General features: G+C 67.4%; 15 protein-coding genes and 2 pseudogenes. 5 read left to right on the top strand and 12 right to left on the bottom strand.

Features of this window, described 5'->3' with window-relative positions; all coding sequences use genetic code 11:
- Nucleotides 1-459: 459 nt before the first annotated feature.
- The 3 genes and pseudogenes from ACIRQ9_RS31385 to ACIRQ9_RS31375 all read right to left on the bottom strand — a co-directional run.
- A pseudogene (locus ACIRQ9_RS31385) lies at nucleotides 460-1,170 on the bottom strand (transposase); the annotation flags it as partial.
- 574 nt (nucleotides 1,171-1,744) lie between these two features.
- Nucleotides 1,745-2,218, bottom strand: a complete 474-nt coding sequence (locus ACIRQ9_RS31380) for an SUKH-3 domain-containing protein (RefSeq protein WP_404180999.1) — start codon at nucleotides 2,216-2,218, stop codon at nucleotides 1,745-1,747.
- The gene (locus tag ACIRQ9_RS31375) at nucleotides 2,206-10,794 is read right to left on the bottom strand and encodes a ricin-type beta-trefoil lectin domain protein (protein ID WP_404180996.1); all 8,589 of its coding nucleotides are present in this window, start codon (nucleotides 10,792-10,794) and stop codon (nucleotides 2,206-2,208) included. The genes ACIRQ9_RS31380 and ACIRQ9_RS31375 overlap by 13 nt, the downstream gene beginning before the upstream one ends.
- 559 nt (nucleotides 10,795-11,353) lie before the next feature.
- Here ACIRQ9_RS31375 and ACIRQ9_RS31370 point away from each other — a divergent pair.
- On the top strand, nucleotides 11,354-15,691 hold the full coding sequence (locus ACIRQ9_RS31370; protein ID WP_404180993.1) for a LamG-like jellyroll fold domain-containing protein: 4,338 nt from the start codon (nucleotides 11,354-11,356) through the stop codon (nucleotides 15,689-15,691).
- A gap of 209 nt (nucleotides 15,692-15,900) precedes the next feature.
- A pseudogene (locus tag ACIRQ9_RS31365) lies at nucleotides 15,901-16,065 on the top strand (CorA family divalent cation transporter); the annotation flags it as partial.
- A 559-nt stretch (nucleotides 16,066-16,624) separates the two neighbouring features.
- Here ACIRQ9_RS31365 and ACIRQ9_RS31360 read toward each other — a convergent pair.
- The 5 genes from ACIRQ9_RS31360 to ACIRQ9_RS31340 form a co-directional block, all read right to left on the bottom strand.
- Nucleotides 16,625-17,413, bottom strand: a complete 789-nt coding sequence (locus tag ACIRQ9_RS31360; RefSeq protein WP_404180990.1) for a ferritin-like domain-containing protein — start codon at nucleotides 17,411-17,413, stop codon at nucleotides 16,625-16,627.
- Nucleotides 17,410-18,207, bottom strand: a complete 798-nt coding sequence (locus tag ACIRQ9_RS31355) for a ferritin-like domain-containing protein (RefSeq protein WP_404180987.1) — start codon at nucleotides 18,205-18,207, stop codon at nucleotides 17,410-17,412. The genes ACIRQ9_RS31360 and ACIRQ9_RS31355 overlap by 4 nt, the downstream gene beginning before the upstream one ends.
- A 234-nt stretch (nucleotides 18,208-18,441) precedes the next feature.
- Nucleotides 18,442-18,774 (bottom strand): hypothetical protein, encoded by a 333-nt coding sequence (locus tag ACIRQ9_RS31350; protein WP_404180984.1) that lies wholly within the window; start codon nucleotides 18,772-18,774, stop codon nucleotides 18,442-18,444.
- Nucleotides 18,775-18,933: 159 nt separating this feature from the next.
- Entirely contained in the window at nucleotides 18,934-19,578 is a 645-nt protein-coding gene (locus ACIRQ9_RS31345; RefSeq protein ID WP_404180981.1) for a fasciclin domain-containing protein, read from the bottom strand.
- Between the two features lie 473 nt (nucleotides 19,579-20,051).
- Entirely contained in the window at nucleotides 20,052-20,303 is a 252-nt protein-coding gene (locus ACIRQ9_RS31340) for a chaplin (protein WP_404181011.1), read from the bottom strand.
- Nucleotides 20,304-20,611: 308 nt separating this feature from the next.
- On the opposite strand from ACIRQ9_RS31340, the gene ACIRQ9_RS31335 reads away from it, so the two are divergent.
- Complete coding sequence (locus ACIRQ9_RS31335) at nucleotides 20,612-21,289, top strand: class I SAM-dependent methyltransferase (protein ID WP_404180978.1); 678 nt, start codon at nucleotides 20,612-20,614, stop codon at nucleotides 21,287-21,289.
- Between the two features lie 242 nt (nucleotides 21,290-21,531).
- Here ACIRQ9_RS31335 and ACIRQ9_RS31330 read toward each other — a convergent pair whose 3' ends face one another.
- From ACIRQ9_RS31330 to ACIRQ9_RS31320, 3 genes are all read right to left on the bottom strand, one after another.
- Nucleotides 21,532-22,107, bottom strand: coding sequence for a TerD family protein (locus ACIRQ9_RS31330; protein WP_404180975.1), 576 nt, complete (start codon nucleotides 22,105-22,107; stop codon nucleotides 21,532-21,534).
- A 383-nt stretch (nucleotides 22,108-22,490) separates the two neighbouring features.
- Nucleotides 22,491-23,114: an NADPH-dependent F420 reductase gene (locus ACIRQ9_RS31325; protein WP_404180972.1), complete on the bottom strand. Its 624-nt coding sequence runs from the start codon at nucleotides 23,112-23,114 to the stop codon at nucleotides 22,491-22,493.
- A 38-nt stretch (nucleotides 23,115-23,152) separates the two neighbouring features.
- A complete protein-coding gene (locus ACIRQ9_RS31320) occupies nucleotides 23,153-23,887 on the bottom strand; it encodes an SDR family NAD(P)-dependent oxidoreductase (protein WP_404180969.1) in 735 nt (244 codons plus the stop codon).
- 144 nt (nucleotides 23,888-24,031) lie between these two features.
- Here ACIRQ9_RS31320 and ACIRQ9_RS31315 point away from each other — a divergent pair, with 144 nt between their 5' ends.
- Nucleotides 24,032-24,643, top strand: coding sequence for a TetR/AcrR family transcriptional regulator (locus tag ACIRQ9_RS31315; protein WP_404180966.1), 612 nt, complete (start codon nucleotides 24,032-24,034; stop codon nucleotides 24,641-24,643).
- Between the two features lie 544 nt (nucleotides 24,644-25,187).
- Here the strand turns inward: ACIRQ9_RS31315 and ACIRQ9_RS31310 are convergent.
- Nucleotides 25,188-25,658 (bottom strand): MarR family winged helix-turn-helix transcriptional regulator, encoded by a 471-nt coding sequence (locus tag ACIRQ9_RS31310; RefSeq protein WP_404180963.1) that lies wholly within the window; start codon nucleotides 25,656-25,658, stop codon nucleotides 25,188-25,190.
- A gap of 279 nt (nucleotides 25,659-25,937) precedes the next feature.
- Here ACIRQ9_RS31310 and ACIRQ9_RS31305 point away from each other — a divergent pair, with 279 nt between their 5' ends.
- Entirely contained in the window at nucleotides 25,938-26,672 is a 735-nt protein-coding gene (locus tag ACIRQ9_RS31305; RefSeq protein WP_404180960.1) for an SDR family oxidoreductase, read from the top strand.
- Nucleotides 26,673-26,747: the final 75 nt, after the last annotated feature.

The raw sequence follows: 26,747 nt of genomic DNA, 5'->3' as shown, positions 1-26,747 counted from the left end.
ATTCGGGACCCTGGAAGAGCGACATCTATGGAAGAACGCGAGCACCTGACGGGGCGCGGCTGTCCGCAACCGCAGTTACGGGACAGCCCTTAGCCCCACGCGCCACGCTCAAGTCCCTGTACACCCTTTGCTCACGCATCCGCTGCGAATCGGCTCCGGATCGGCCGTGAGGAGCCTGTGGGGAGAAGCGATGCGGGTGATCTCCTCGTGCTGCGGTGGCCGAGCCTCTGACCAGGCACTTTGCGGATCCGTCAACGCTGGGGAGAATCGGATGTAACTCCCCGCCGTCCGCCTAGCGCGACGGACCTGGCACGTCCCCCGTCCCCCGATTCCCGCCGAGGCGACCGCCCCTCCGACACATAACAGAGAGTGGCGCGACGACGAAGCCCCAGGCCCGACTGTGAGGCAGCCCACGATCCTGCGGCTGAACACTTCCAGGACCGCCGCGCAGTAGACCTACCCTTCCTTGGCGCGGTGCTGCGTGATGTCGGTGACCCACAGCTCGTCGGGACGCAGCCGATGGAACTTCCGGTTGACCAGGTCGTCGGCGGTCACGATGCCACGCAGCCGCTTGATGCGTATTGGTCCGGGCAGTCCGTGGATCCCGGCCTGTGTCATCAGCACCGACACGGTCCTGGTGCGGACCCGGATGCCCATGCCCATGCCCATGCCCATGCCCAGGGTGAGCTCGGCGTGGAACAGGCGCTAGCCGTAGGTGCCGCGGTAGGCGACGTGAACCTCTCGGATCAGCCCGGTCGGCCAGTCCCGGCGTAGCTGCCGTGGAGTAGTCGGTGTGCGCTTGTGCTTGTAGTAGTTCTGCCGGGCGACGCCAACACTTGTCGACCAGTGCCCCGGCATCGACGGGTCGGTCGATCACCGGGTAGAGCCTTTTGGGGCCGGCTTGTCCTCGCCGAGGAACTTCGCCGTCTGCTGGACGATCGCCAGCTCGGCGTCCAGCTCATGGATCCGGCGGCGAGCGGCCCGCAACTCAGCAGACTCGCTCGACGGCGTTCCCGGGCGCCGCCCGTTGTCGATGTCGTCCTGCCGCAACCACTTGGACAACGTGACGGGATGGACGCCGAGCTCCACAGCCCTCTGTTTGGCCTGCTTGCCGGCGCGGACCAGCGCGATGGCACGTGCTCGGAACTCGGGAGGATAGGGACGAGGCATGACTGCCAGCCTTCCGTGAAGGGCTGTCAGTTAGCCACCAGAACTGGAACCTGAGAGGTGGAGCAGGTCAACCCTGTCACCCAAACCTGCACCAGACCCTCCGCCGGGGCACCCTCACGGACATGATGCCCTGCGGTAGGTCCCTTGCGCGAGTATTCCCGGACGTCTACTCAGGCACGAGAGGCACACGCCCCAGGCCGGTGAACTTACCAGCCGAGGGGTGTCTGCCTGAGGAGGATCTCCACGCCAATCCCGTAGCCTTCAGTTTGTGACCTCCAGAAGTACATCACCTGCCAGAAGAACACCCCCGGTCACAACAGCAATCCATGCGATCACGGCAAGGAAAGTCGGCTGCAGGATCCAAACCGGCGACGGCAAGGCGTTCGCTCCAAGTTGTCTGCGGCGCAGGGCGAACATCCGTACGCCAGCAATCACTGCGACGCAGCCCAGGATAATTATTTGCATCTCAAGCCTCGCTATTCAGTAGGGACAAGAGGGCCACTGATAATTCGACGCCACGCTTTCATGGTTTCCGGAGCCCCCCGACCATGCACAGTAGATATAAGATTCGGACTCAGGGCAACCAATCAGCCCGATGCGCCCGATCTTCTCCGCCGGTGACCACGTAGGTCACCGCCTCAGTAAAGCTCGAACCCAACTCCCAAATGGTGTGCGTCCCCACGGCAATAACCTTACCGTCAGCCGCAATATAAGACCTAAATTGCACGGACCACATTCCGAGGGGCGAGTAGTTCTGGCCAAGTCGTTGAGACAACAGGACAGCTTCGTCAAGGGCATCGATGCAGGCGTCCACCGGATCGACCCGCAGGGACGACGCAGGAACACGATCTGCGGAGCTTTTGATCGCCAATTCCCCGAATTCTTCCCATACCCGAAGGGCGGTTGCATTCAACTGGAACCCGGCCCCCTCAAGCAAATTAACCGAGGAAGTAATGTCAATTCGCCTATGCGGAAACCATCCAGCCACAACCAAAGCCCTCACGACTGAAGGATGGCCGCCTCCGAACATTCCGCTCAATTGCTCCACGTCCCGAATGTTTTCCTGATCACGACCTGACACGATTCCTCGCACGGGTCGAATGGCACACCACTCTCCAATGGAGACCCCAGGGGCCTTACTCGCAGCGTTCTGAAAGATCCCCCGAATATAGCCGAATCACCTTCTGCTCTCTGCGCCTCATTCATAGCGCAGATCTCCGAGCAGGTATCACGCCCATTGGCACCCAGGACGTCATCGAGCGCACTACCCGGTTCAATTTCAGTATCTCCCTGGGTGCGCCCCCAATAGGACCTTCCAGAAGGTGACGTGTACTCCGTGACAAAGTCAGGGGTTGTCGCCTGATTATGTCCGCGATTTGCGTTGGCGTAATCCTCAAGCGTATGTCCATCTTGAGCTGGGCCAGGTCTCGGATCGGGCCCAGCCTGGGCCGGATTTGTGGGGCAACCAGTATTGTGCACCAAGATCGGCGTGCCGCCCGCCACGACATAGTACGTGTGGAGTTGTTGAACCGTGAGGTTCCAGCGGTTGGCTGTGCCGGGTGTGGTTCGGGTACCGACGACGTACGCGTGACCGTTCGTCGCGGTGTTCAGCGCGTCGCCTCGGTGGAGGTCGCCGGCGGGGACCCAGGTGTGTGCGGTGTCGTCCCAGAAGGGGTGGTTGGCCGTGGTGTGGAGGGTTGCGGTGTGACCGTTCGTGTCACGGATGGTGACGTCGAGCAGGTCCTTGTCGTGGTTGATCCATACGTGCTGAACCGTGCGAGCGCCCTTGTGCTTGCCCGTCCCGGCATCGGCTGCTTCGACCTTGTCGCCGGTCTTGATCTTGCCGATTGCCTTGGTCTTGCCGCCTGCCATCAGGACAGGCGTCTCAGGCGAGAAGCTGCACTGGCTGCGTTGGCCGCCGCCCGATCCCTCGGCTGTGGTGCCTGAGTTGCCGGTACTCGGCTCGTCCGGCCCGGCCGCGGACTTCTCTGATGCCGCGGCCGCGTGCTGGGAGTCGGACTTCTTGGGGGCTGCGGCGTTCGATCCAGCGGAGTCGCTCGCGGATTCCCTGCTCGCGCCGGAGGACGCGGCTTCGTCGCCCGCGCCGCCGGTGGCTTCGTGGGGTGCGGTTTCCCCGGAAGCCTTCGGAGCCCCGTCGGATCCACCGCCAGCGGGTGGTGATTCCCCTTCCTCTCCTGGTATTCCTTCGCCGCCGGCACAGCCCATCGCCGCGCAGTCGACGCCGCCGGCCAGGCCGGCGACAGCTACGCCCGCTTCACCGGCGGCGAGTACGCATGCGGGGGCAGCCACCACGGTCGCGCTGCAGGCGGTGACGGCGGCTACGACGGCCACCGTTACAACGACGACGGCCACGACGACCGCGACGGTTTCGACGACGGGCAGGGCCTTCTTGAAGTAGTGCCCCGCGCAGCCCCAGAAGCCGGAGCAGCCGCTGCTGTGGCGGTGCTTGGTACCGCTGGAGGTAGTGGTGGAGGCGTACGCCTTGTCGTTGGCGGAGGCGCACTTGGCGTCGCAGCCACCGCCGCCACCGCCGTCCATGGCCAGCATCAGACCACTCGGGTCCGAGGCACTTGCCGGGTTGTCACCGGCGTAGGTGTAGCCGCCCATCTGGTTGGGGTCGCCGGCCTCGAAGACCGGGTCGGGGGTGAGGAAGCGGCCGAGGACGGGGTCGTAGTCGCGGGCGCCGAGCAGGTCGAGGCCGGTGACGGGGTCGGCCGGTTGGCCGAGAAAGCCGTGGTTCTCGTCGGATGCCACCCAGGACGTGGGTTTGGTACCGCGAGGATTACCGAAGGGGTCGAAGGAGCGGCGGGTGACGGCAAGGCTAGAGGCGTCGATGGCAGTGACGGAGGTGCCCTGGCCGTTCGGCACCTGGTAACTGACGGTGCCGGTGCTGGAACGGGTGACGGTGGTGCCGTCGGGGCCGGTGATGTTGCGCAGGCCGGTCCAGGTCTTGGCCGCGACGTTGAGGGTGATCTGCTCCGCGCCACCGAAGAGGTAGAGGATGCGGGTCTTGTCGGTGCCGTCGACCGCGGCGGTCTGTTCGAGCAGGCCGCCCTGGGCGTCGTAGACGTACTTGCTGGTGTTGGTGTGGCTGCCGGAGGTGGTGGCAACGGTGGCCGTGCGGCCCTCGGCGTCGTAGGTGAAGGTCTGGCTCTGGCCGGCCGGGACGGCGCCGGTGGCGGCGTTGGTCCAGGTCTGTCCGGTGCCACCGCAGGCGGTGAGGGTCAGCTGGGTGCCGGTGGTGGCGGAGGCCGCCGGGTCGGTCAGGCACATCGCGGTGTTGGCGTTGCTGACCAGGGTGCCGGTGGTGGTGACCTTCCACTTCTGGGTGGCGTCGGTCTTGCAGGTGTCGATCACCACGAGGGTGCCGCTGGTGGTGGCGTTGCCGGTGGTGTCCAGGCACATGCCGAGGACCTTGACCGTGCCGTCGGTGCCGACCGTCCACTTCTCGCTGGTGGCGCCGTTGCAGGTGTTGACCTGCACCTTGGTGCCGGCAGTGGTCGAACCGCCTGTGTCGTCGACGCAGCGGGTGCCGCCGCCGGAGATGGTGAAGGAGCTTGTGAGCGGCCCCGTGCTGGTGACCTTCCGGCTGATGGTGTCGCCGGCGTTCGCGTTGCTGTAGGCGGGGTCGGTGTAGGTCGGGGTAATGGTGGCGGTGCCGCCGGGATTGGTGAGGGTGGCTGTTCCCGCCTGGTCGGGCAGGGTGGCCGGGGCGGTGCCGTTGGTGCCGGGGTAGGTGACGGCCTGGGTCATGTCGTTGAGCGCATTGCCGGTGGTGTCGTGGCTGACCGTGCCGGTGCGGTCACCGAGCTGGTCGTAGGTGTAGGTCTGCCAGTACGGAGCCGGGCCGCCGACGGTGCTGGCCTTGATGGGGGCCGTGGTGGTGGTCTGTACCCGGGCGGTGGTGCAACCGCCGACCGCGCCGGGAGGGCCGGCATTCGGATCGGTGATGCCGCCGGTGTCCGTCCAGTCGGCATTCGGATCGGTGAAGCTGGCGGTGTCCGTCCAGGCGGCGGTCAGCCGCTGGAAGGAGTCGTAGGTGAAGCACTGGGTGTCGTGCTTGGTGTTGTCCTGCAGGTCGTCGACCGCGGTGAGCTCGCCGGCCTGGTTGTACCGAAGGTTGACGACATCCAGGGCCGTGGCCGAGGTCTGCAGCATGCTGCTGGTCTGGGTGATCCGGCCGGTGGTGGAGTCGTACTGGGCGAACGTCCCGAGTTCCTTGCCGGTCCGGCCGTAGTTGGCCTGCAGCACGCGCCCGAAGGCGTCATGGGCGGTCGCGTCGAGGTAGGCGGGTGTATTGGCGGAGTTGATGAAGCCGCCGATGCCGTCGAGATTGCCCTGCTGGGTGTAGCCGTAGTCGATGTCCTCGGCGGGCAGGTTGCCGTCGGCCTGGAAGTGCGTGGTGTACAGCAGCCCGATGGTCGGGGTGTAGGTAGCGGTGGATGTGTAGGTGACGGTGCCGGATGCCGGTGCGCTGGTCTGTCCGGCGGCGGCAAATCCATCGGTGGCAGGAACCGTCAGCGTGGTGGCCAGCGGCTGGTAGGCGGTGTTGTAGCCGGTGACGGCTTGCTTGTAGGCGGACCCGGATGCTCCTCCGACGTAGCGGGTGGCCGAGGTCTCATAGCCCTTTGCCAGCGTGTCGTACTCATGGGAGACGAGCAGCGTTTTCTGGTCGGGGGTGGAGGACCAGGCGGCGGAGTACTCGGCTGTGGGGCGGTTGTCCCAGTCGTAGGTGAAGGAGAGGGCCTGGCCTCGTGCGTCGGTCGTCTGCAGGACGTTGCCGGCCACGTCGTACTTGTCGAACGTGGTGGTGCCGGTGTTCGGGTCGGTCTGCGAGGTCTTCTGGCCGAGCAGGTTGTAATGGTAGGACCAGGTGTTGCCCGCGTTGTCCTTGATCGTGTCGACCTGGCCCGCGGGGGTGTACGTGTATTTGGTGGTGGCGTCGGCGGCGGGGACTGCGCCCGCGGTGCCCTGCTTCCACAGCGTGGTGGTGCCGTTGGAGGCGACGACGGCCGCGGTGGAGTCGTTGCGGACCTGGAAGGTGGCGCCGCTGGTGGCGGTCAGGCCGGTGCTCCACAGCTGGGCGACAGCCGTGGTGTAGATGACCAGGTTGCCGTCGGTGCCGAACTTGGCCCAGGCGCCGGGGTGACCACCGGTGCCCGAGGACCAGATGGTGGCACCGGTCGACAGGGCGGACAGTACGAGGTTGCCGTCCGATTGCATCGTCAGGCGCACGCTGTCGGATGTCAGTGAGGTTCCCGACGGGATCACTGAGCCGCCCTGCAGGGTGACTGTGGTTCCGGTGTTCTTCACTACGGTGCTGGTGGTCTGACCGATGGCGTTGGTGAAAGACGCGGTGGAGCGGCCTCCGGTGGGTGCTGTGGTGTCGACCTCATCGGCTCCCGGGTAGCTGGAGGAGGTGTGCCACTGCTCGGCAGCCTGGTGCCAGAGAGTTTCCTTGAGAGGCCGGCCCTCGCCGTCGTAGGCGGTGGTGGTCTCCGAGGGAATCTGGTTCTCGTTCGCGGCGTACAGCGTGGTCGAGGGGGAGTTGACCGGTTCGGAGTACGGGGCGTAGGCGGCCACCTGCCAGCCGTGCGAGTCGTAGAACGTGTCCGAGATGATCCGCCCGGAGCTGGAGTCGCCCATCGCGGTGGTCTGGCTCTGCCGGGGCTGCAGCATGCCGTCGTAGATCGTGACCGCGGTGGAGTACGTCTCGTCGTCGCGCAGTGTCTTGGTGGTGACCGCGGACGGCGCGCCCGGCTGGGTGACCTTGCCGTCGGGTGCGGGAACGGCGCCCGGGTTGATCGAGTAGTCGAAGGTTTCGTCCGCGCTCTGGCCCGCCGCCTTGTCCCGTCCGGGCAGCCACACCGCGGTGCGCCGGCCGAGGGCGTCGTAGGTCATGTCGGTCTTGCGGCCGTTGGCGTCGATGTTCTCCAACGGCAGCCCACGCAGCGCGTCGAGGGTGGTCTTGACCTGCCAGTTCTGGTCATTGATGGAGATCTCGACCGTGGCGTTGGTGTTGCCTCCCGCACTGTTCCAGGACGGGGTGAAGTCGGAGTGCGTCTTCTGTCCGGTGGCGTCGTAGGAGTCGGTGACCCGGCCGGCGCCGTCGTAGGCCATGGCGGAGGTGGGCAGCCACTTCTCCGTGGTCCCGCTGAAACCGGTGGCGGTCTGCGTGCCGGTGGTCTGACCGGTCGAGGTGACCTGGCCGAAGGTGCCCAGCCCCGTCAGAGTCCCGTCGCCGGCGTAGTAGATCTTCTTGTCCGTCAGCAGGCTGCTGTCACCGAGTGCGGTGGAGCAGTCACCGGCGACCGAGGTGACCCGGTCCGGGTAGGACAGCATCATCGTGTTCGACGCCGGAGGGCTGGCGTACGTGGTGGTCGCGCACTTCTCCTGCTTGGGGTCGACGCCGTCGCCGTGCGCATGAACAGTGGACAGTCGGCCTTCGCTGTCGTAGGCGGTGTCGGTCGTGGTGTGCCGCCAGGTGCCGTTGCCCAGGAGTTCATAGTCGAGGGAGCTGCTGGACTTGATCTGGTGCGCGGTCAGGTCGGGAAGCGTGGACAGCTCGGGCCTGGTATCGCCGGGATTGTCGTCCTGGGACCAGTCCGTCCAGGGGGTCTGCCCCGCGGTGGCGGTGGTGGTGAACGTGAACGGGCCGTTGATGCTGACGGCGTCCACCGTGCCACCGGCCTTGGTGTAGCTGTCCTCCTCGAACTCGGTGCCTGCCAGCTGATCGGCGTCGGTGACATTGAGTACGGTGTTACCGCCGACCTTGGCGTCGACGCTGACGGAGCGGCGGGTGCCGTCGGCCTTGTAGTCGCCGTCCATGCCTTGCAGATACGTCGTGGTCTGCTGGGTGACAGGTTCCGGATCCTGTCCGGTCTGCACGGTGACCGTGCGGAAGCCGCGGAACTGGTCCCAGGTCCGGTACTGGTCGTCGGTCAGGGCCGAGTCGTCGCGGTGCCAGGCCGGGCCCGAATAGCTGTAGCTGGAGATCTGGGTCTCGGAACCCGCCGGGTTGGTCTTGGCATCAGGCTTGTACTGGCCGGCGATCGTCAGGTCGGACGTAGCCACGCTGTTGACCGTGACCTTGTTGAACCAGTCAGCGATCGGCTTCGAGGCACCGGGAACGGTCCAGTAAACGGGGTAGCAGGAGTTGGTGTTGCTGTCAGCGTGGGAGATCGTGAGCGTCTTGCCCTCGCACGGCGCGGAGTTGTACTCGACGGCGATGGACTCGCCGGTCTCCGTCTGGATGCTGGAGATACGCGGGCGGTACAGCGGCGGCGCGGACGGGGAGTCGTCGTTGACCCGGTTGTCGATCTCGGTGCCGGTGAAGGACACCTGGTTCAGAGCGATGTCGCTGTTGCCGTTGTTGTAGGTGTCCTTGCCGGTGTGCCGGACGGACTGCAGCCACATCACGGCCTGCAGCATCCCGGCGTCCTTCGGGTCCACCGTGGTGCCGGTGACGGGGTCGACAGTGCCGCCCGCATCCGAATAGACCTGCCCCAGCTTGTAGGAGTCGACCGCGGTGAGCTCGTCGGTCGCCTTGACATGCACCTTCGTGGTGATGGAGTCCAGTCGGGTGGAGGTCCAGAAGCTGGGGCCGGCCGTGATGCACACATCGTCGGGGACCGTGGTGGCCCCGTCCGGGAGCTTGGTCTTGTCGGTGGAGTCGCAGTGCAGGTCCCACGGCACGTCCGGCCAGTGGGTGGCTGTGCTGTCCTTCAGGTTGCCCGCCGAGCAGTCGGTGAAGGTGCTGGTGGTCTGGCAGCGCTGGGCCAGACCGAAGTCGACCTCGGCCGCAGGGGTACGGCCGGCCTGCTCGTCGGCCAGCGTGTAGCCGTACGAGATCAGCGTCAGCGCGCCGCCGCGAGTGTACGAGGTGAGGGTGCCGGTGTCGTCCGGATCATCGGTCGCGGCCGCCTGGCCGCCGCCGAGGTCGTAGTAGTTGGACTCGGTGGTGTAGTCGTAGCGCTGCACGAATCCGCTCGGCGACACCACGAAGTCCAGATTCCAGCGCCAGCCTTCGGGCTTGTCGCACTGGGACGCCTTGCCCTTGGCGTCGTCGTGACAGGGATCCGTGGAGCGCGGGTGCAGGACGGGCACACCCCACGCGGAGTGCGTGGAGGCGTCACCAGGATTCGCGGGCATCGTGGCACCGGTGCCCGGATTGTTCGGGGAGTGATCGGCGCCGAAGTAGGCGGCCGTGCCGTCCGTGGTCAGCACCCGGTAGTAGACGCCGTCGTGCAGCCCGTTGGCGGCGCCGGACAGCTCCTGTACGACCGTGCCGTCGTCGCCCTGGATGCGCCACTGCTGGATCTCGCCGGGCACACCCGAATCGACGCCGTCGGGCACCAGTACACCGGAGTGGGAGCCGAAGGAGAGCGTGGCGTTGTCACCGCCCCAGCACTCGTCGGCCGAGCCCTTGACGAGCTTCTTCCCGTCGAGACCGAGGAGCGAACCGCAACTGCGGTAGCCGCGCTCCACGTAGCCGACCTGGTAGCTCCAGCCGTCTCCGATCCACGAGGACTGGGAGTTGCGTGCGGTGGTCTCCCCGTCGACCGACTGGGAGTCATAACTCAAGCCGACCGAAGGTGCACTGCCGCCAATTGCGGCCGGCACAGAGATCGGGTACGCGTAGGTGAACGACCCTGTGGCCGACTCCTGCCAGGTGCCCGCTCCCGACAGGGTGGTGGCGCCGTAGTCGCCCTGTGAACCGGCCGCTCCCGAGGTGACTGCCAGTGCTACGGCGCCTGCGTCGGCGGACACCATCGGAGCAGTGCGTGCGGACATCGCGCCAAGACCGTCTGTGCCCGCCTCCCCGCCGGGGACGGCGGTCGTCGTCGGCTCCGGGTCAGGCCGGCCCGCGGACGTTTCCGGGTCCTGCGTGCCCTTCGTGTCGTCGGAACCGTTCGCGGTGACGGAACCATCTGCACCCTGCTCCTTGGTCCGCTTGGGGCCAGTGGGCTTTACGCCCAGGGTGACCGTCGCCGTGAGCTGATCGGCTGCGGGACGGTTGGTGAAGGTGATCGGCGTGCGCTTCTGGCACTCTGGGAGCTGAGGAGTGGTGAGCGCACAGGCCGGCAGTTTCACCAGCTGCAGACGCGAACCGTAGCCTCCGCCATACGCGTTGGCGATCGAGGCGTAGTCGACGACGACCTTCACGCGGCCCGGTGCCGCTCCTGCCGAGGCCGGAGCGAGTCCCAGCAGCATGCCGTTGGCGCCGGCCTTGAGTGCCTGGCTGTGCGACGCGGCCTGCACGCGCACTCCACCGATGTCGCTGCCCTTGCCGTCCGCTCCCAGCCAGACCGGCAGATTCCCCGCCTTGACCGGCTTTCCCGCCTTGGCGCCGAGAACGACGTCGGCAGCGGCTTCCTTGGGCCACTGAGGCTCCTGCGCCCGGTAGTTGCCCAGGGGCTTGTACCCCTTGGGATGTGCCGGGGACCTGCCTCGCAAAGAATGGTGGCCCACGGCGAGGGTGACGGGGAGCTTGTTCGGCTTCCACACCTCACCGTCGAAGTGAAAGCCGCCGTGGTGGCCGAACTCGTCGTCCGTGTGGCCCGGGAAAAAGCCCGGAGTTCCCAGTCCCGTGGCGATCGTCACGGGCAGCAGTAGCGCGAATAGCGCTACCGGTATCGCCCAGAGTCCGAGTCCGCCAAGGAATCTGCGATGCCACAGGCTTGAGAACCAGCGACGTCTGCCACTCACGTGTACCCCTCCGGAGCATGCCCCCTGAGAGGCCCCCACCTTGCACGATGACCCAGTTGGGTGATCGACCGGAGGTTAAGAAGACCGCGCTCGCAAGATCAATGGTCTTTACCTGTCCATGGCAAGACCATGCACGACCTTGGCAGATTCTGTGAGACTTCCATGTCGGAATGATCAATGACTGCTCATGGCCAGGCCCCTTCGTCTAGTCGCTGAGCTGCCTCGACCCCAACCCGTCCCGGATGGCAGGGCATCGCTGCAAGCCCCGTCGCCCTGCCTGCGATGCGAAGGAAGCTCAGCCCCCGTGGTCAGACCGACACCCACACGCGCAGGCCGCAGACGCACGAAAGTACCCCGCAGACTCGCCCTGCTCGTGGCCAGCTTGGGCCTGTTGACGGCTGTACCGTCGTTGCCGGCCGTCGCGGACGACACCCCCGCCGCACCCTCCGACCCGATGCTGGCCGCGCAGGCAACCGCCATGTCCACGGGCCAGCCCGTCACCGTGGACGCCCTCACCACGGAGATCTCCACCACCGAGGCGCTGCCCGACGGAACGTTCACCAACACCACGAGCGTGCTGCCGACCCGCGTACGCAAGGACGGCACCTGGGTCCCGGTGGACGCGACACTGGAGGACAACGGTCACGGCGGCTACGCGCCCAAGGCGACCCCGAACGGCGTGACCCTCTCCGGAGGCGGCGACGGACCGCTGGTCACCGTCACCCATTCGGACGGCCCCAGCATGACCCTGACCATGCCGTTCCCCCTGCCCACGCCACAAGTGAGCGGGGACACCGCGCTCTACACCTCGGTGCTGCCCGGTATCGACCTGTCGGTGTCCGTCACCGACCAGGGCGGCTTCAACGACGTCCTCATCGTGCACAACGCCGACGCCGCCGCCGATCCCCGGCTCGATGAACTCGTCCTCGCCACCCACACACACGAACTCACCCTGGCCACCACGGACTCCGGCGGCATGAGCGCCACCGCCACCAACGGCGACCTGGACTACACCAGCCCTCAGCCAGTGATGTGGGACTCCGGCACAGCCTCCGGAAAGCTCCAGCGGGCAGCGCTCACCCAGGACGGACCCACTGCCGACACGGAGTCCTCGGTCGACGGTCCCGGCCCTGGAGCCACCACCGCGCCCGTCGAGATGACCGCCACGAGCAACGCTCTCAAGCTGACGCCGGACACAGGCATGCTCAATGATCCGGGCACCGCCTACCCGATGTACATCGCCTCGCTGTACACCAACCCCGTGGGTTCCGACGCGGGCCACTTCACCGAGGTCTACTCCAGTTCGGCCTGCGACAACTCACCGCAGTACGACAAAGCCCAGACCAATGGTCAAGGCGTGGGCTACCAGCAGTGGGGCGGCGCCTGCGGCAGCGGTCTGGAGCGTTCCTACTGGGCGATCGATACCAGCAAACTGCACTCATCGTTCGTCGTCTACGACGCCTACGTGAAAATCTCCACAACGTACGCGGCAAGCTGGGACTGCAGCCACAACCAGCCGATCACACTCCACACCACGAACGCGATCAGCTCCAGCACCGACTGGCTGTCCCGGCCCGGAACACATGACACCGCCTTCCCGCCGGCCACCGACACGGTGCCCAGCGGATACAACCCGAGCAGTTCCTGCAGCAACAGCACCGCCACCATCCACGTGACCGACCAGGCCCAGAAGATCGCCGACCAGGACGGCGACGGATACGACGCCAACGGGACCCTCGGCGCCGCGACCAACACCTGGACCATCGGCCTGTACGGCGACGAATCGCAGACCTCCGGCAACGACAACTACCTGCGCATGTCGAAGACGCTGGCCCTCACCACCAAGTTCGACATCCCACCGAACGTGCCCACCAACCTGAGTACAACACCGCCTGCCACAGGTGCTTCGGCCCCCTGCACCACGAGCGGCGTGGGCTGGCTCGGCGCCACCACGTACTCCGACGCCGGCAGTGACGTCACCCTGCACTCCAAAGTCACCACCCAGATGTCGGGTGAGAACGTCAAAGCGCACTACTACGTCTGGGACCGATCGGTCGACCCGGACGGCGACGGCAACGGCACAGCGGTGGTCACACGGGCCAGTGCCTTCCTGGCCAACGGCACGGACGCAGCGGTCAAGATCGGCACGACACTCAAGGACGGTCACCAGTACGGCTGGGACGTCTACGCAGAAGACGATTCGACTTCCGACCTGACCTCCGGCAAGTCCGAACACTGCTGGTTCAGCACGGACTTCACGCCACCGCCGACACCACAGATCAACGACAACCCATCGTTCCCCCGCGTGGGAACCGGCCCAGCGACAGACAACGCCGAACCCCACAAGACAACCGACTTCACCGTGGCCGCCGCCGACAGCCCAGCGACCGACACCAGCTGCGTACCGGCCCCTTGCAAGTCCAGCGGCATGGCTTCCTTCCTGTGGCAGCTGGACTCACCCCCGACCGCCACCACACCCAACGACGTCTCGGTCAGCGGCACCGACAGCCAGGGCAACTCCACCGCCACCATCCACGTTCCGGTCGACCACTGGGGCGTGCACACGCTCTACGTCGCCGCGGTCGACAAGGCCGGCAACATCTCCACCAGCCCCTCCAGCTACACCTTCGCCGCCCCGTGGGATACCGCCACCAAGATCAAGGACGGCGACATCACCGGCGACGGAGTCCCTGACCTCCTCGCCACCACGAAAACCGGCGATCTGAACCTCATCCCAGGCGACCAGGACCCGGCCCAGGCACCCGCCCCGGTCCAGAGCGGTCCGATCACCGACCCCCAAGCCACGCCCTCGGTCACCGGTCCCGTCACGGTGTCCACCAAGGAAGAGTCACCTGGAGGTGCAGGGTGGAACAACTTCCTGATCGCTCACCGGGGCAACCTTCACGGCTCGGCCGGAGACGACCTCTTCGCCTACAACAACAGCAGCAAGAAGCTCTATATCGTCAAGAACGACCTTGACCCGGTCAATGACTCCGCCTTCCCCAGAAAGCCCTACTCCACCCTCGGTGGCTTCATCAACAATGCGACGCCCGTCGATGTGCTCAAGGAAGGCTGCCAGCCGGCCGACGTCATCGCGGACGACACCCGCTGTCGCAGTACTGACTACGACAGCAAAACCTGGAACATCGCCCAGCTCATCGCACCTGGCAACGTCAACGAAAACCCCGATGGCTACCCCGCCGTCATCACCGTCGAGAACAACGAACTGTGGCTCTACCAGTCCGACGACGGCAAACACCTGAAGAACCCGCTCCTGCTCGGTGACGGTGACTGGTCCGGATTGACCCTCATGGCCCCTGGCACCGTAGGCGGAACTCTCACCACAGGTGACGACGGAACCGGCACCGTCAAGAACGGCACCTTCACCCTCTGGGCCCGCGACGACAACTCGGGCACGGTTTACACCTTCCCGATCAGCGTCGACCAGACCACTACGCTCCCGACGCTCCTGCACGCCCCCGTGCGCAGTGCGCTGACGTCTGTACTCACCACCTCGACCGGCGGCGCTCTGTGTCTTGATGACGCGGGGGCTGACACCGCGGACGGAACCAAGATCCAGGTACACACGTGCAACGGGACTCCTGCGCAGCAATGGGCGCTTCTCAGTGACAGTTCTCTGCGTGTCCTTGGCAAATGCCTCGACATCACCGGAGGAGTCATGACCCAGGGCACCCTACTGCAGCTGCACACCTGCAACGGAACGGCCGCTGAGAAGTGGACCCGCGGACCGAACGGAAGTCTGCAGAACCCACAGTCCGGCCTGTGCCTGGACGACCCGCAGGCCAGCACCGCCAACGGCACCCAGGTCCGCCTGTACACCTGCAACAGCACCCCGGCCCAGAACTGGGCCGGCAGCACGCCCAGCAGTTGGAGCACCCACGCGGCCGACGCCCTTGCACCCGTTCTCCGCAAGAGTGAATACCCCAGAGTGGCATCCCCCGGCGACGTCAACTCCGACGCCGGAAACCCGGACGGGAACCCCGACCTGTATGCCATCGACACATCGGGCCAGCTGACCGAATTTCCCGGAACCACACCGACCGGCACCACAGCCACCTTCACCGCTCCTGTAGTGCTGGGCACCGCCGTCAACACCGCAGCCCATACGTGGAAACTCGGCGAAGGAACCGGCACGACAGCGGCCGACTGCGCGATGCCGACCCCCGACGACTGCAGCGCCGGCCTCTCCGCCTCGCTCAGCGGCGCCTACGCCTGGAGCAGCGACTCGACTCGAAGCAAGTACATGAACCTCAACGGCACGACCGGCCATGCCAATACGGTCGGGCCCGCCGTCGACACCTCGCAGGGCTTCACCGTCTCCGCCTGGATCAAGCTCAATTCGCCATCCGCCAACTCGACATTCGTCTCGCAGGACGGCGCCGTCAACAACGGCTTCCAGCTGTACTACTCCTCCGGCGCCCAGGCGTGGGCCTTCGGCAGACACAGCACCGACGCCAGCGGAGCCGTCTGGCACGCCACCTACGGCAGCAAACCCGTCATCGGCCAATGGACACACCTGGTAGGCGTCTATGACGCCTCCAACCAGGAGATCCGCCTCTACGTCAACGGCAAGCTCACCGCCACCAACGACTGGACCTACACCCCCTGGCCCGCGACCGGGCCCCTCCAGATCGGCCGCAAACTCTCCTCCGGCACCTACGGCGAATACGCCAACGCGGGCATCAGCGACGTCCGCCTCTACCCCACCGCCCTCTCGACCGCCGCCGCAGCGGCTGTCGGCGACATCCCCGAGGTCACACAGCTCAACTGACCAACACCGCAGAGGGGCGTCCCCGGAATCTCCGGCGACGCCCCCTGCCATGAGAAATCAGCTGGTCGAATCTGACTCCGAACAGCAGAGCCAGACAGGCCCCCTGGGTATCCGCCCTCGAAAGAACCCTCTACGCAGGGTGACCCTGTAGCCATCCAGCCAGCACGGGTACGGCGCCGCTCCCTCCCGGAACCAGGACCTCCTCCGGAGAGAATCTCCTGTTCGCCCCGACTCTCGTCGGCACGATCTACGGCATGAACTTCCGGGAGATGCCGGAGTTGCACTGGGTGTGGGGATACCCCTTCGCTATCGTCCTGATGGCGATCGTATGCACCAGTCTGTACTTCATCTTCAAGCGGAAAGACTGGCTCTGAGTAACTGACGACCCAGGGCCCGCGCCAGGGCGTCACCGGGGCACGTCACCGGGGCGTACCCGAACGCCAGAAGCCTCTTGCAGACCCGCTGGAGAGAATGCGGGGAGAACGGCGCGCGCATCGCTTCGGTCGGCCCTCCCCGGACTCGGAGTCACTACGAGGTCGGAGTGCCGGGGCGTCCCGATCTGGAGTGGCGCCACCGCGGAGCCGAACACACTGGGCGCGTCGCTCGCTGGAATGCCAGGACCGCGGGTTCGGCGTCCCCCTGACGGGAACCTCACGGCCGCACCCTGCTCTCGAACAAACCCGGCCCCATGAGGGGGACGGCTACGAGTCCGTGTCCGTGAACCCCCACGCCACAGCCGCCCGAGGCCACCGCCCGATCGACGACGAGCGAGGGGCGGGGCCGGGCGGGGCCGGGCGGTGACAACCTCGGCCGGCGGCTCGTTGCGGTCAGCCTCAAGGCCGAGAGCGCGATCTTTGTGGAGCACGGGCCGCCGGGCGGGCTGCAGTTCGTGACCGGAGCGTCAGGAAGTGATGCAGACGGTCTGTCGAGATGTCACACGGTCAGCAGTGCGGGTTTCGCGGCGCGGTCCATCTGAAGAAACGCGTCCGGGACTGGATACTGGCCCAGCACGAAGCGCAGGATGGCGGCGTGCATCGCCTCGACCGGGGCGATGCTCGCGGCGGTGGTGATTCCCGCGTGGCTGCTGACGTGGCCGGCTGCGAAGAGGTAGGTCTGTGCGGCCTGGTCCTCCAGCGAGAGAGCGAGACGTGCGACCTCGCCGACGTTCCTGGCCCGGCCGAGCGCCTTGAGCGTGGCGGGCTGGTTGGACAGCGGCACTCCTTGCACCGCGGGGCGCCCCGCGCCGGTCAGCGCCGCGTTCCACGCCCTGGCGTGCGCGGCGTGCTGTTTCATCGCGACCGTCGCGAACGTTGCCACTGCGGGTGGCACCGCGCCGAGCCTGCCCGCCCGGGCCGCTTTCAGGGCCGAGTCGTAGGCTCCGACCGCCTGGTGCTCCAAGGCCACCGCGAGAGCGACGACGCGCAGGTCTCCGCTGTAGGGGCTGCTCTTCGCGGCCGGCGTGTACGACCCCTCGGCCGCGGCGGCGGACCCCGCCCCGGCGCCCGCCGCGACCGCAACCGAGGCTACGGCGACGGCTGCTCCGGCTCCCGCGAGGAAACGGCGGCGGTCGACGTCACTGGCCCGCACCTCCTCGGTGAGCGCCTCGACGCCTGCGCGCATCGCGGGCATGGACTCCTGGTGTGCCTCCTCCATTTCACGGGTGAGGCGCCCGAGTTGCTCCTCGCTGATTCCCAGCTCCCAGCCCTGCTCGGTGATGTTCACCTGACGGCTCCCTCGGTGATCGGAGAAGCGTTCTTGACGGAGTAGAAGGCACTCGGGAACCCGACGGAGCCCGCCGCCGCGGGCAGCGCGGAGACGCGGGTCGGCACGGCGACCAACTGCGGCTTCCCGGCTTTGAGAAGCGCTTGTACTGCCAGCAGGACTGCACGGTGCTGGGCTTCGACCGGCGCGATGGAAGCGAACAGCGTCCGCAGCCGGGCGTCGTGCACCTGCCCGGTGTTCTTGGTGTACGTCTGCGCGGCGACGTCCTCGAGGGTGATCGCCAGCGCGACCACATCGGCCGGCCCCTTGATCTTGGGCAATGCCTGCTTGACGACGGCGGCGTACCTGGGGTCGGGCGAGTGCTGTGCCTGCCCGCCCGCGCGGGTGACCGCCGAGTTGAACGCGCGTGCGTGCGCGGAGTGCTGGCTGATGGTGGTGCCGATGAACGCGGCCACGGTCTTGTTGCCGTGCCGGATGAAAGGCAGGCCCGCTGCCTTCCGGTATACGTCGACGGCCAGATTCTCCAGTGATGCCGCCGTCTGCAGCGCCATGATGTCGTTGCGGGAGGTCCGCCCGTCCAGCTGGCCGAACTCCGTTCCGGCCCATCGCACAGCACTGCTGTTGAGGTCTTGCGACTCCTCGGTCAGCTGCCTCAACAGCCGGTCGTCGATTCGGTTTACGCCCATCACGCCCCATTCCTCATTTTCACGGCGTCCGCGCTCGATCGCGGTCGCCTTCCAGGAGGGGATCCGGAGCCGACTACGGGGCAGATTGGCCGTTTCGGCATGCTTCACCCTGATGGGTGAGTAAATGTCTCCCGCCTGGGCGGGGGCGTATGCGCGACCGATCCGCAGGGGCGGGCGGTTTCGGATCGGGGGTGAGCCGGCCGGGAAGGGCGACATTCACCCCGGAGGCTGCATCGCGTGATCACCTTGGTGCTGACCGGTTTGCCGGGCGGGCTGATCACGGCCGTGTCGCCATGCCGCCTCAGACCGCTTCAGGCCCCTGGGACGGTTCCGTGCCCCGACTCAAGGGGAGAGCCCGGACCATGCCTGCCAGGCGGTGCGGAGTTCGGTGTGCCAGTGCAGACGTGGGTCGTCGGCCGTGCGGGAGGCCAGCGACTCCGAGGCCAGAACATGGATCGTGCGGGGGCCGTCCGGCCAAGGTGCGGGCCGCGGAATCCCGGCTGAGGTGCAGGTGAGTTGGCGCAGGTCGAGGGCGACCACCGTCGCGCCCGCGCACCGGTCGGTCAGTTCGGCGCGCAGGGCGTGCGTGGTGCCCGCGGTCAGCGGACCGGCGACCGCGCACCACAGGCGCGTGCCACTGACGGCGAGGGCGCGGACACGGAAGAGCGCCGACATGTGCTGTGCTCCGTCATCTCTTTTCACCCGCCTGGCGGGGCCGGTTCGGGTACAGCGGTGAGGGGCGGGGCGCATGCCCCGCCCCTCACTCTTCTCCCCGTCACAGGAGCCTGGGGCCGGGTGGTGTGACAGTGCGCACCCGGCTGTGCTGATGATGCGTCAGCTGGACGGCATCAGGACGGTGTCGATGATGTAGACGTTGGCGTTGGCGGTCTTGACGTTGCCGCAGACCACCTTGGCGGAATCGTTGACGGTGTAGGACTCGCCGGAGCCGGACGTGGTCAGCTTGTCCTTCTCCAGCGTGTCGAAGGAACCCTTGTCCAGGTCCTTGGGCGCCAGCTGCCGGCCCACGACGTGGTAGGTCAGGATCTTGGTCAGCTGGGCCTTGTCGGCCAGGACCTTGTCCAGGGTCGCCTTCGGGATCTTGGCGAAGGCGTCGTTGGTCGGCGCGAACACCGTGATGCCCTGCGCGTTGTTGAGAGTGTCGACCAGACCGGCCTTCTTCACCGCGGTCACCAGGGTGGACAGCGCCGGGTTGTTGGAAGCGGCCGTGGCGACCGGGTCCTTGGACATGCCGTCGAAGGAACCGGCACCGGTCTTCGGCACACCGGAACAGGCCGGACCGAACGGCTCGTCAGCCGTGGTCGCACCGCCGCCGCTCATGCTGCCGTCGGAGGCCGACGCCTTGTCCGACGCGCTGGACTTCGCCGAGTCACCGCTGCTGTCGGAGCAGGCACTCAGGGCCAGCGGCAGCACGGCGGCGGCGGCAAGGACGACCGCGGTACGACGGATACGAGTCTTCATGATAATTCTCCAGTTGTTCGCACGGCACGTGCCGTCTGCAGACGGGGAAAGAAAAGTCGTTCGAAGTTATCCGGGTCGGCTGGGAGTTCGCGCGCATCGCCTGAATTCCGGACTGCGGAATCCGTTGTCTTCGACGGCGTCGTCGAACTCTTCGTCGGCCACGTGGGTAATCCGGATCCGCGGACTCCCCGGATTGGCCGTCCGCCCGATCTGATGAATTTTTTTCTCGGACCCATCCGCAGCCGGACCTGCTACGGATATGTACCCGCGGGAATCAACCACGACCGGCGGGAATCCCGCCGCGCCGGCTACCGCATCGCTGCGGCAGCCACGGATCATCACCGCGAGAAGTCGCTGGACACGGATTTCCGGGAGACGGGCGCCCTGCACATGCCGGGCACGGCGGTCGGCGGGGTGCCGCCGCCGGCGCACCCGGATCCCGGGAGGCGCCGGCGGCCGGCGGGGTCAGCCGGTCACATGCCCCGGCCGAGGTTGGCGCAGGTGTTCCCGAAAGCCGGGTTGAGCAGAGCGATCACGTTGACCGAGTTGCCGCAGGCGTTGACGGGGATGTGCACCGGGATCTGGATCACGTTGCCGGACAGCACGCCCGGAGATCCCACAGCGACCCCCTGGGCGCCCGCGTCGGCGGACGCCACGGCGGCGCCGCCCAGCACCACGGCGCTGGACGCGACCAGCAGGGCAGCACCGCGCATCACACGAGACATCATGTTCTTCTCCTTCACAGAGCCGGCATCGGCGGATTCGACCGCCGTCCGACGCGCTGTTCGCCTCGGACGGCGGTAATCCGAGCCCGCGTCGCCCAGAGACTGGTCTCCCGGCTCGCTTTCACCCGAACGGCGCAGCAGGCGATCCGCGCGCGGGGTGGTCGGGCACGGCCGTGGTGAACGCAGGCCGCGTCCGTGTCCGCACGCCCGTCCGTCGCTCCCGGAAGGCGGGCCGGTGCGGGACTCACTAACGTCGTGCGCGGCCGTTGCGGCCATGAGAGGAATTCACGACCACGGGGAGCGTGTGTGTGACCACCGCCGGATCACCGGAGGCCGACTTCCCGGACCCCTGGGCAGGCCCCGACTACGGAAAGGCGGTCAATGCGAGAGCGGGCGACCTGTCGCTGCGGGACAGGGAGGGCTGGAGTCTGCCTCTCGACGTCAGGCGGTGGACAGGGCGGGCGGATGCCGGGGACCGGTCGGTCGTACAACGGTGTGTGGGCCGGGTGCTGGACATCGGCTGCGGTGGCGGCCGGCTCGTCGAGGCGCTGGCCTCGTGCGGGAGAGAGGTGCTCGGGATCGATGTGTCGCCCTCAGCGGTGGCCTCGACGCTGCTGCGGGGCGGCGCGGCACGCAGCGGGTCGGTGTTCGATCCCCTGCCGAGGGAAGGCTCGTGGGACACGGCGCTGCTGATCGACGGGAACATCGGGATCGGCGGCGCGCCCCGCATGCTTCTGCGCCGGATCAGAGGCCTCGTCCATGGTCACGGACTGCTGATCGTGGAGTGCGTCGAGGGTGACGTGGACGAGTGCCGCCGTGTCCGCCTACACGCCGGGCAGCGGCCCGTCGGGGCCTTCTTCCCGTGGGCGACCGTCGGCTCTCCCGCCCTGATCCGCTACGCCCTGACGACGGGCTGGTCCGTCGCCGAGCAGTGGACCACCCCGTCGGCGGAACGTCACTTCGTCGCTCTGCGCGCCCGACCGTGAACCCGCCCCGCCTTGCGCCGGGGATGCGGGCCCGAGGCTGAGCACACGGCAGCGGTGATCAGCAGCCACCGAGCCGGGAGCGCCAGGCCGCACCGCGCTGTTCATGGCGCTGCGTGCCGCTCGCGCCCACGACGCCCGGCTGGTGGTCACGCACGGCGACGAGCGGGCCCGCTCGGGCCCGGAGCGGGTCCGGCTGCCCGCGTGCTGACGATCCGGCCGGGTGGTGATCCTGACCGGCGCGTTCAGGCCGTTCCGGCGGGGCGGTCCTCCGTGTTCCGATCGCGGCGGGCCCGGGGCTCGCCGCCCATCTCCAGGGTGAAAGGCACCGGATCGCTGTCGGATCCCCGGACCATCTCGCGCATCTCCCACTCCCCCGAGCCGTCTCTGACGAACTCGGCCACGGTCGTGGCCGTGGAGTCGGCGACGCCCGAGAAGTCGTCGGCGAGCAGTTCGGTGTAACGCTGGACGACCAGTACCCCGGCGTTGTGGATGTCGCGGAAGGTCCGGCGTCCGCCGTCCTGGTGGATGACCACCCCCACCACGACCCGTCCGTAGGCCGGCGCTAGGCGGTCCGGCTCCAGCACCATCACCTCGACGTAGCCGAATCCCTGGCCTGTCTGGCTGTGCCGGGTCATGTTGATCGTGCCGTCAGGTGACCGGCTGTCGTAGTGGACGACGTAGACAGGCCGTCCGTAGGGGTCGTCCACGGAGTACGTCGCCGCGACGATGTCGAGGTGTCGGGCCGCTTCCCCCAGGGGACTCGGATCCCATTTCAGCCGTACCTCGACCTTTCCCAGCCCCTCGCCGACACTGCCCACCGAATGTCCCCTCCCACACCGAACCACGGAGGACCCCACGGTCCCCACCGGTGAAGTATGGCCCGTGACCAGCGAATTGATGCTTCCTTGACGCCCTCGCCTTCTCCCGGCCCGACAGCCGGCACGGGCCCAAGGTCACCACCGTGACGGACACCACCCGCTACGGCAAGGCCGAGGCGAGGGCACAGGACCGGACGCACCCGCGCCTCACGCACCGCCGCCCCTGCCTCGACCTGGCCGAAGATCGTCCCCCGTGCCGGGAAACGCGGTCGGCGTCGACTGCCGGCCGCCCGGGGCGCGCTGCCTGCTCCTGATGACCCAGCCTCGCGATCATGCACGGGCCGCCCTCGCCGAGCGCCTTCGGTGATCCGTCAATCGTTTGCTCAGGCGGTGAGTTCGGTGATGCCGAGGGCGAAGTCCAGGTTGCCCACCCCGTGGTTGGCGAGGCCCACCGTGACCACGCCCGCTCCTTCCAGCCAGTGCGCCATCCTCAGGCCGCCGACGTCCAGCGGGCGCATCCCGAGGGTCTTGACGAACGCCTCCACACGGGCCTTGGCCTGCGCGTCGTCGCCCGCGATGAAGACGTCGGGCCGGCCCTTCTCCAGGACATGACGGAAGACGGTGTTGAACGCCTTCACCACGGTGGCGCCGGCCGGGGCCGCCTTGGCGATCTCCTGCGCGATCGAGGTCTCCTCGCGGTGGGCCAGCCCGTCGAACGTGCTGTTGAAGGGATTGCTGATGTCGACGATGACCTTGCCCGCGAGAGCGTCTCCGTACTGGGCGACGACCGGTACGACACCGTCGTACAACAGGGCCACGATGACGATGTCCCCGGCCGGGGCGGTGCCCCATTCTCCCGTCGTGGCGCCGCCGCCGAGAGCCTTGGCCACATGCGCGGCCTTGGACTGATCGCGGCCCATGACCTCGACGGTGTTGCCGCCCGCTATCGCCCGCGCGCCGATGGTGCGGGCCATGTTCCCGGTGCCGATGATGCTGATGCCGCTCATGAGATGTCCTGTCCTGTGCTGGTGGTGGGTTGTTCGGTTCAGATGGCGGTGGTGCCGCCGTCGGCGACCAGTTCCATGCCGTTGACGTAGCTGGAGTCGTCGGACGCGAGGAAGAGGGCGGCGCTGGCGATTTCGTCGGGACTGCCCATCTGGCCGCGGGGGATGAGGGACTCGAACTGGCGCTTGGTGGCCTCGTCGAAGAGTTCCGCCTGCTTGGCGGTGGCGACCTGGCCGGGGGTAAGGACGTTGACACGGATCCGGCGGTCCTTGAGCTCGTTGAGCCAGACGCGGGCCCATGCCTGCTGGACGGCCTTGCTGCCGGCGTAGACGCTCCAGCCGGGGAAGGCGCCGAGCGAGGCGTTGGAGCCGGTCATGAGGATGGAGCCGCCGTCATTGAAGAGCGGGAGGGCCTTTTGGACGGTGAAGAGGGTGCCCCGGGCGTTGAGCCCGAACCAGGTGTCGAACTGGGCCTCGGTGATCTCGCCGAGCGGGGCGGGCTCGCCCCCGCCGGCGCTGGCCCACAGCACGTCGAGGCTGCCCTTCTCCCGCTTGACGGTGTCGTAGAGGCGGTCCAGGTCGTCCAGGTCGGCGGCGTCGCCCTGGACGCCGGTGACGTTGCGGCCGATCTGCCTCACGGCCTCGTCCAGGGCGTCCTGGCGGCGGCCGGTGATGAAGACGTGCGCTCCCTCTTCGACGAAGAGCTTCGCGCCGGCCAGCGCCATGCCGGTGGTGCCGCCGGTGATGACCGCGACCTTGCCGTCGAGCTTTCCCATGGTCGTTCCCTTGGATCGGTGGTGCCGTGTGTACGGGGGGAGACGGCGTTATGTACACCGCCCTGTGTGGTTAAGGTACGGGGCGGGCGGCCGGAGCGCAAACTATGTACACCGGTCGTTACCCAGCTCGGGTACCATGGACCCATGACGGAGTTGGAGAAGGGCCCCACGGGCCGCCGCCGTGGCCGGGGCGCCCGCGAGCGCATCCTGGGCGCGTCCCAGAAGCTGTTCCGCGAGCAGGGCATCAACCGCACCGGCATGGACCAGCTCTGCGCGGCGGCCGAGGTGTCCAAGCGCACGGCCTACCAGCACTTCGGCGGCAAGGACGAACTCGTCGCCGAGTACCTGCGCCGGTTCGACCCCGACGTTCTGTCCAACGTGTTCGACCGCACCGACCTCACACCCCGTGAACGGCTCCTCGCCGCCTTCGACATCCCAGCCACCACGCCCCTGTGCCCCTACATCGGTGCTGCCGTCGAACTCCACGACCCCCAGCACCCCGCGTCCCGGTACGCGCGCGATTACAAGAAAGCCGTCGCCGTCCGGCTCGCCGATACCGCCCGCGAAGCCGGCGCCGCCGACCCCGAACAGCTCGGCGAACAGCTCGCGCTGCTCCTCGACGGCGCCGCAGCCCGCACCCGGGTCCTCAATACCGACGCCTTCCCCACCGCCGCCGCCATCGCCGCCGTCCTCATCGACAACGCCATCGCCGGCACAGCCGCCGACGACCGGCGACCGGAGGAATTGCCAAGCTGACTCGGTACTCCGCGGCCGCGCTGAACGCGCTGACCGTCGGAGTCCGGGACGGTCGGTGTGCGGCGCTCGGCCAGGCTCTCGAAACCGTGTCCGCGGCGCGTCGACCCCCTGAACGCCGGTCCGGGCCGATGGCGCTGTCCGATCTGATGCGGTGGCAACCGCGGTAGGAGAAGAGGCGATCGGCCCGACCCGAGCCTCATCGTCGCGGATACCCGGAGCATCCGCGTGGCCGTCGGCGTCCCGTCCGCTACCACCGGCGAGGACGCGGCGAATCGGGTGCCGGGGCGCAAGAGATGCGTGGTCGCGGGTATCGGGTCTCGTCGTAGAGACCCTCGTCCTGCCGGCGTCCGCGCATGACGACGCCGCCGGTATCGCCCTGCTGGACGGGGTGGCCGCCCGGACGGCAGTCCGACCCGTCGGCCAGGACCCCTCGCCCTACCCCGACCGTCAAACCGACACCAGGCCGCGTACCGCACTCTCACGCGAGCGCCGCACGGCGATCAGTGGTCGGGTCCCTGCCCGGGCGCCCCCGCGACGCGGTGCGTCAGCTCGGACCGAGTCCGGCGGTTTCGAGTTTGCCCCATATGCGGATGAGGGCGGCGATGTCCTCGTTGTCGAGAGGATCGACGAAGTACTTCTTGACCGTTCCCTCGAAGGTTCGCTTGATCGTCTCGGCGAAGTGCCGTCCGCTCTCCGTGAAGCTGATGAGCGATACCCGTCCGTCTCCCTGATCGGCGCCGCGCTGCAGGTGCCCGGCGTCGATGAGGTCCTGGACCAGCCGTGACGCTCTGGTGGGGCTGACGCTGACGAGCCGGCCGGACAGGGCTCGGACCGACTGGGGCTCGGTCTCCAGGAGCCAGCACAGGATCTCGACGGTACTGAAGGAGATCTTGTGCCGTTCCATCAGCACCGCATGGATCCGCCCGGTGACCGTGGCATGGGTGAGCAGGAGGGCAAACCATCCCCTGACCTGGTCCGGGGAGATGAGTTGCGGGTTCGATGCGGGAGCCTTCACAGCCGTCAGCATACCACCAACAGAGTACTCACAACTAAGTGCAGACACAATTGCGTGCGCGCGCACCTACATGTTAGCGTCGCTTTATGGCTTGAAGAGTTCCCCTAGGGGAGTTCGAGCCCACGGAGGAGTGCGCTTCCGGCCACTGGCGTTGTCCCGCCGGCCGCGCATGCCCCCCGGAGTCCCGCTTCAGCGGCTCCTGGCTTCGGGCTGAAGTGTCCTCACGGCCGGAGCCCGCGTCCCCGATCGACCCCGGGTCGACAGAAAGGCAAGTTCACCATGTCCAAGTTGGATGGCAAGATCGCAGTAATCACCGGAGCCACGTCCGGGATGGCGCTGGCAACGGCCCAGCTGTTCGTGGCCGAAGGCGCGCACGTGTTCATCACCGGGCGGAACAAGGACCGACTGGACGAGGCGGTCGCCGCCATCGGCCACGACGTGACGGGTGTGCAGGCGGACTCAGGAAATCTGGACGACCTCGCCCGCCTGGCCCAGACCGTGCGAGAGCAGCACGGACGCGTCGACGTCCTGTTCGCCAGTGCCGGCCTCGGCTCGGTGTCCGACCCACTGGGCAGCATCACCCCGGAGTCGTTCGACGCGATCGTGGGCGTCAACTTCCGGGGCACCGTGTTCACCGTTCAGTCCTTGCTGCCGCTGATGAGCGACGGTGCGTCGATCATCCTGAACGGCTCGACCAGCGCGACCAAGGGCGTCCCCGGCGCCGGCGTGTACTCGGCCAGCAAAGCGGCCGTGCGCTCACTCGCGCGCACCTGGGCCGCGGAGCTGAAGGACCGGGGCATACGGGTGAACGTCGTCAGTCCCGGCTCGATCGACACCGCGCTCTTCAGCACCGTCACTCCCGAATTCCGAGAGCAGATCACCTCCCTCATCCCTCTGGGGCGGCTGGGAACCAGCGAGGAGATCGCGGCTGCCGCGCTGTACTTCGCCTCCCCGGACGCCGGCTTCATCACCGGCGCGAACCTGGTCGTCGACGGCGGGTTCAGCCAGATCTGACGCCCAGCGGCTGAACGATCGGCCCCGGCCCGCCCCGACAACGGATAACCGAACCCAGAAGCACCGAAAGAGGAT

The organism is Streptomyces sp. NPDC101237, from assembly GCF_044767465.1.
In the GTDB taxonomy this organism is placed as follows: domain Bacteria; phylum Actinomycetota; class Actinomycetes; order Streptomycetales; family Streptomycetaceae; genus Streptomyces; species Streptomyces gramineus.
The sequence above is the reverse complement of the archived record's forward strand: the minus strand, read 5'-3'. Positions and strand labels throughout refer to the sequence as shown.

Bases quoted from the DNA above. Each gene is read 5' to 3' on its own strand.
- ACIRQ9_RS31345 (WP_404180981.1), bottom strand. From the start codon at position 19,578: ATGAAGACTCGTATCCGTCGTACCGCGGTCGTCCTTGCCGCCGCCGCC.
- ACIRQ9_RS31350 (WP_404180984.1), bottom strand. From the start codon at position 18,774: ATGTCGGCGCTCTTCCGTGTCCGCGCCCTCGCCGTCAGTGGCACGCGC.
- ACIRQ9_RS31305 (WP_404180960.1), top strand. From the start codon at position 25,938: ATGTCCAAGTTGGATGGCAAGATCGCAGTAATCACCGGAGCCACGTCC.
- ACIRQ9_RS31370 (WP_404180993.1), top strand. From the start codon at position 11,354: ATGCTGGCCGCGCAGGCAACCGCCATGTCCACGGGCCAGCCCGTCACC.
- ACIRQ9_RS31325 (WP_404180972.1), bottom strand. From the start codon at position 23,114: ATGAGCGGCATCAGCATCATCGGCACCGGGAACATGGCCCGCACCATC.
- ACIRQ9_RS31340 (WP_404181011.1), bottom strand. From the start codon at position 20,303: ATGTCTCGTGTGATGCGCGGTGCTGCCCTGCTGGTCGCGTCCAGCGCC.
- ACIRQ9_RS31315 (WP_404180966.1), top strand. From the start codon at position 24,032: ATGACGGAGTTGGAGAAGGGCCCCACGGGCCGCCGCCGTGGCCGGGGC.
- ACIRQ9_RS31320 (WP_404180969.1), bottom strand. From the start codon at position 23,887: ATGGGAAAGCTCGACGGCAAGGTCGCGGTCATCACCGGCGGCACCACC.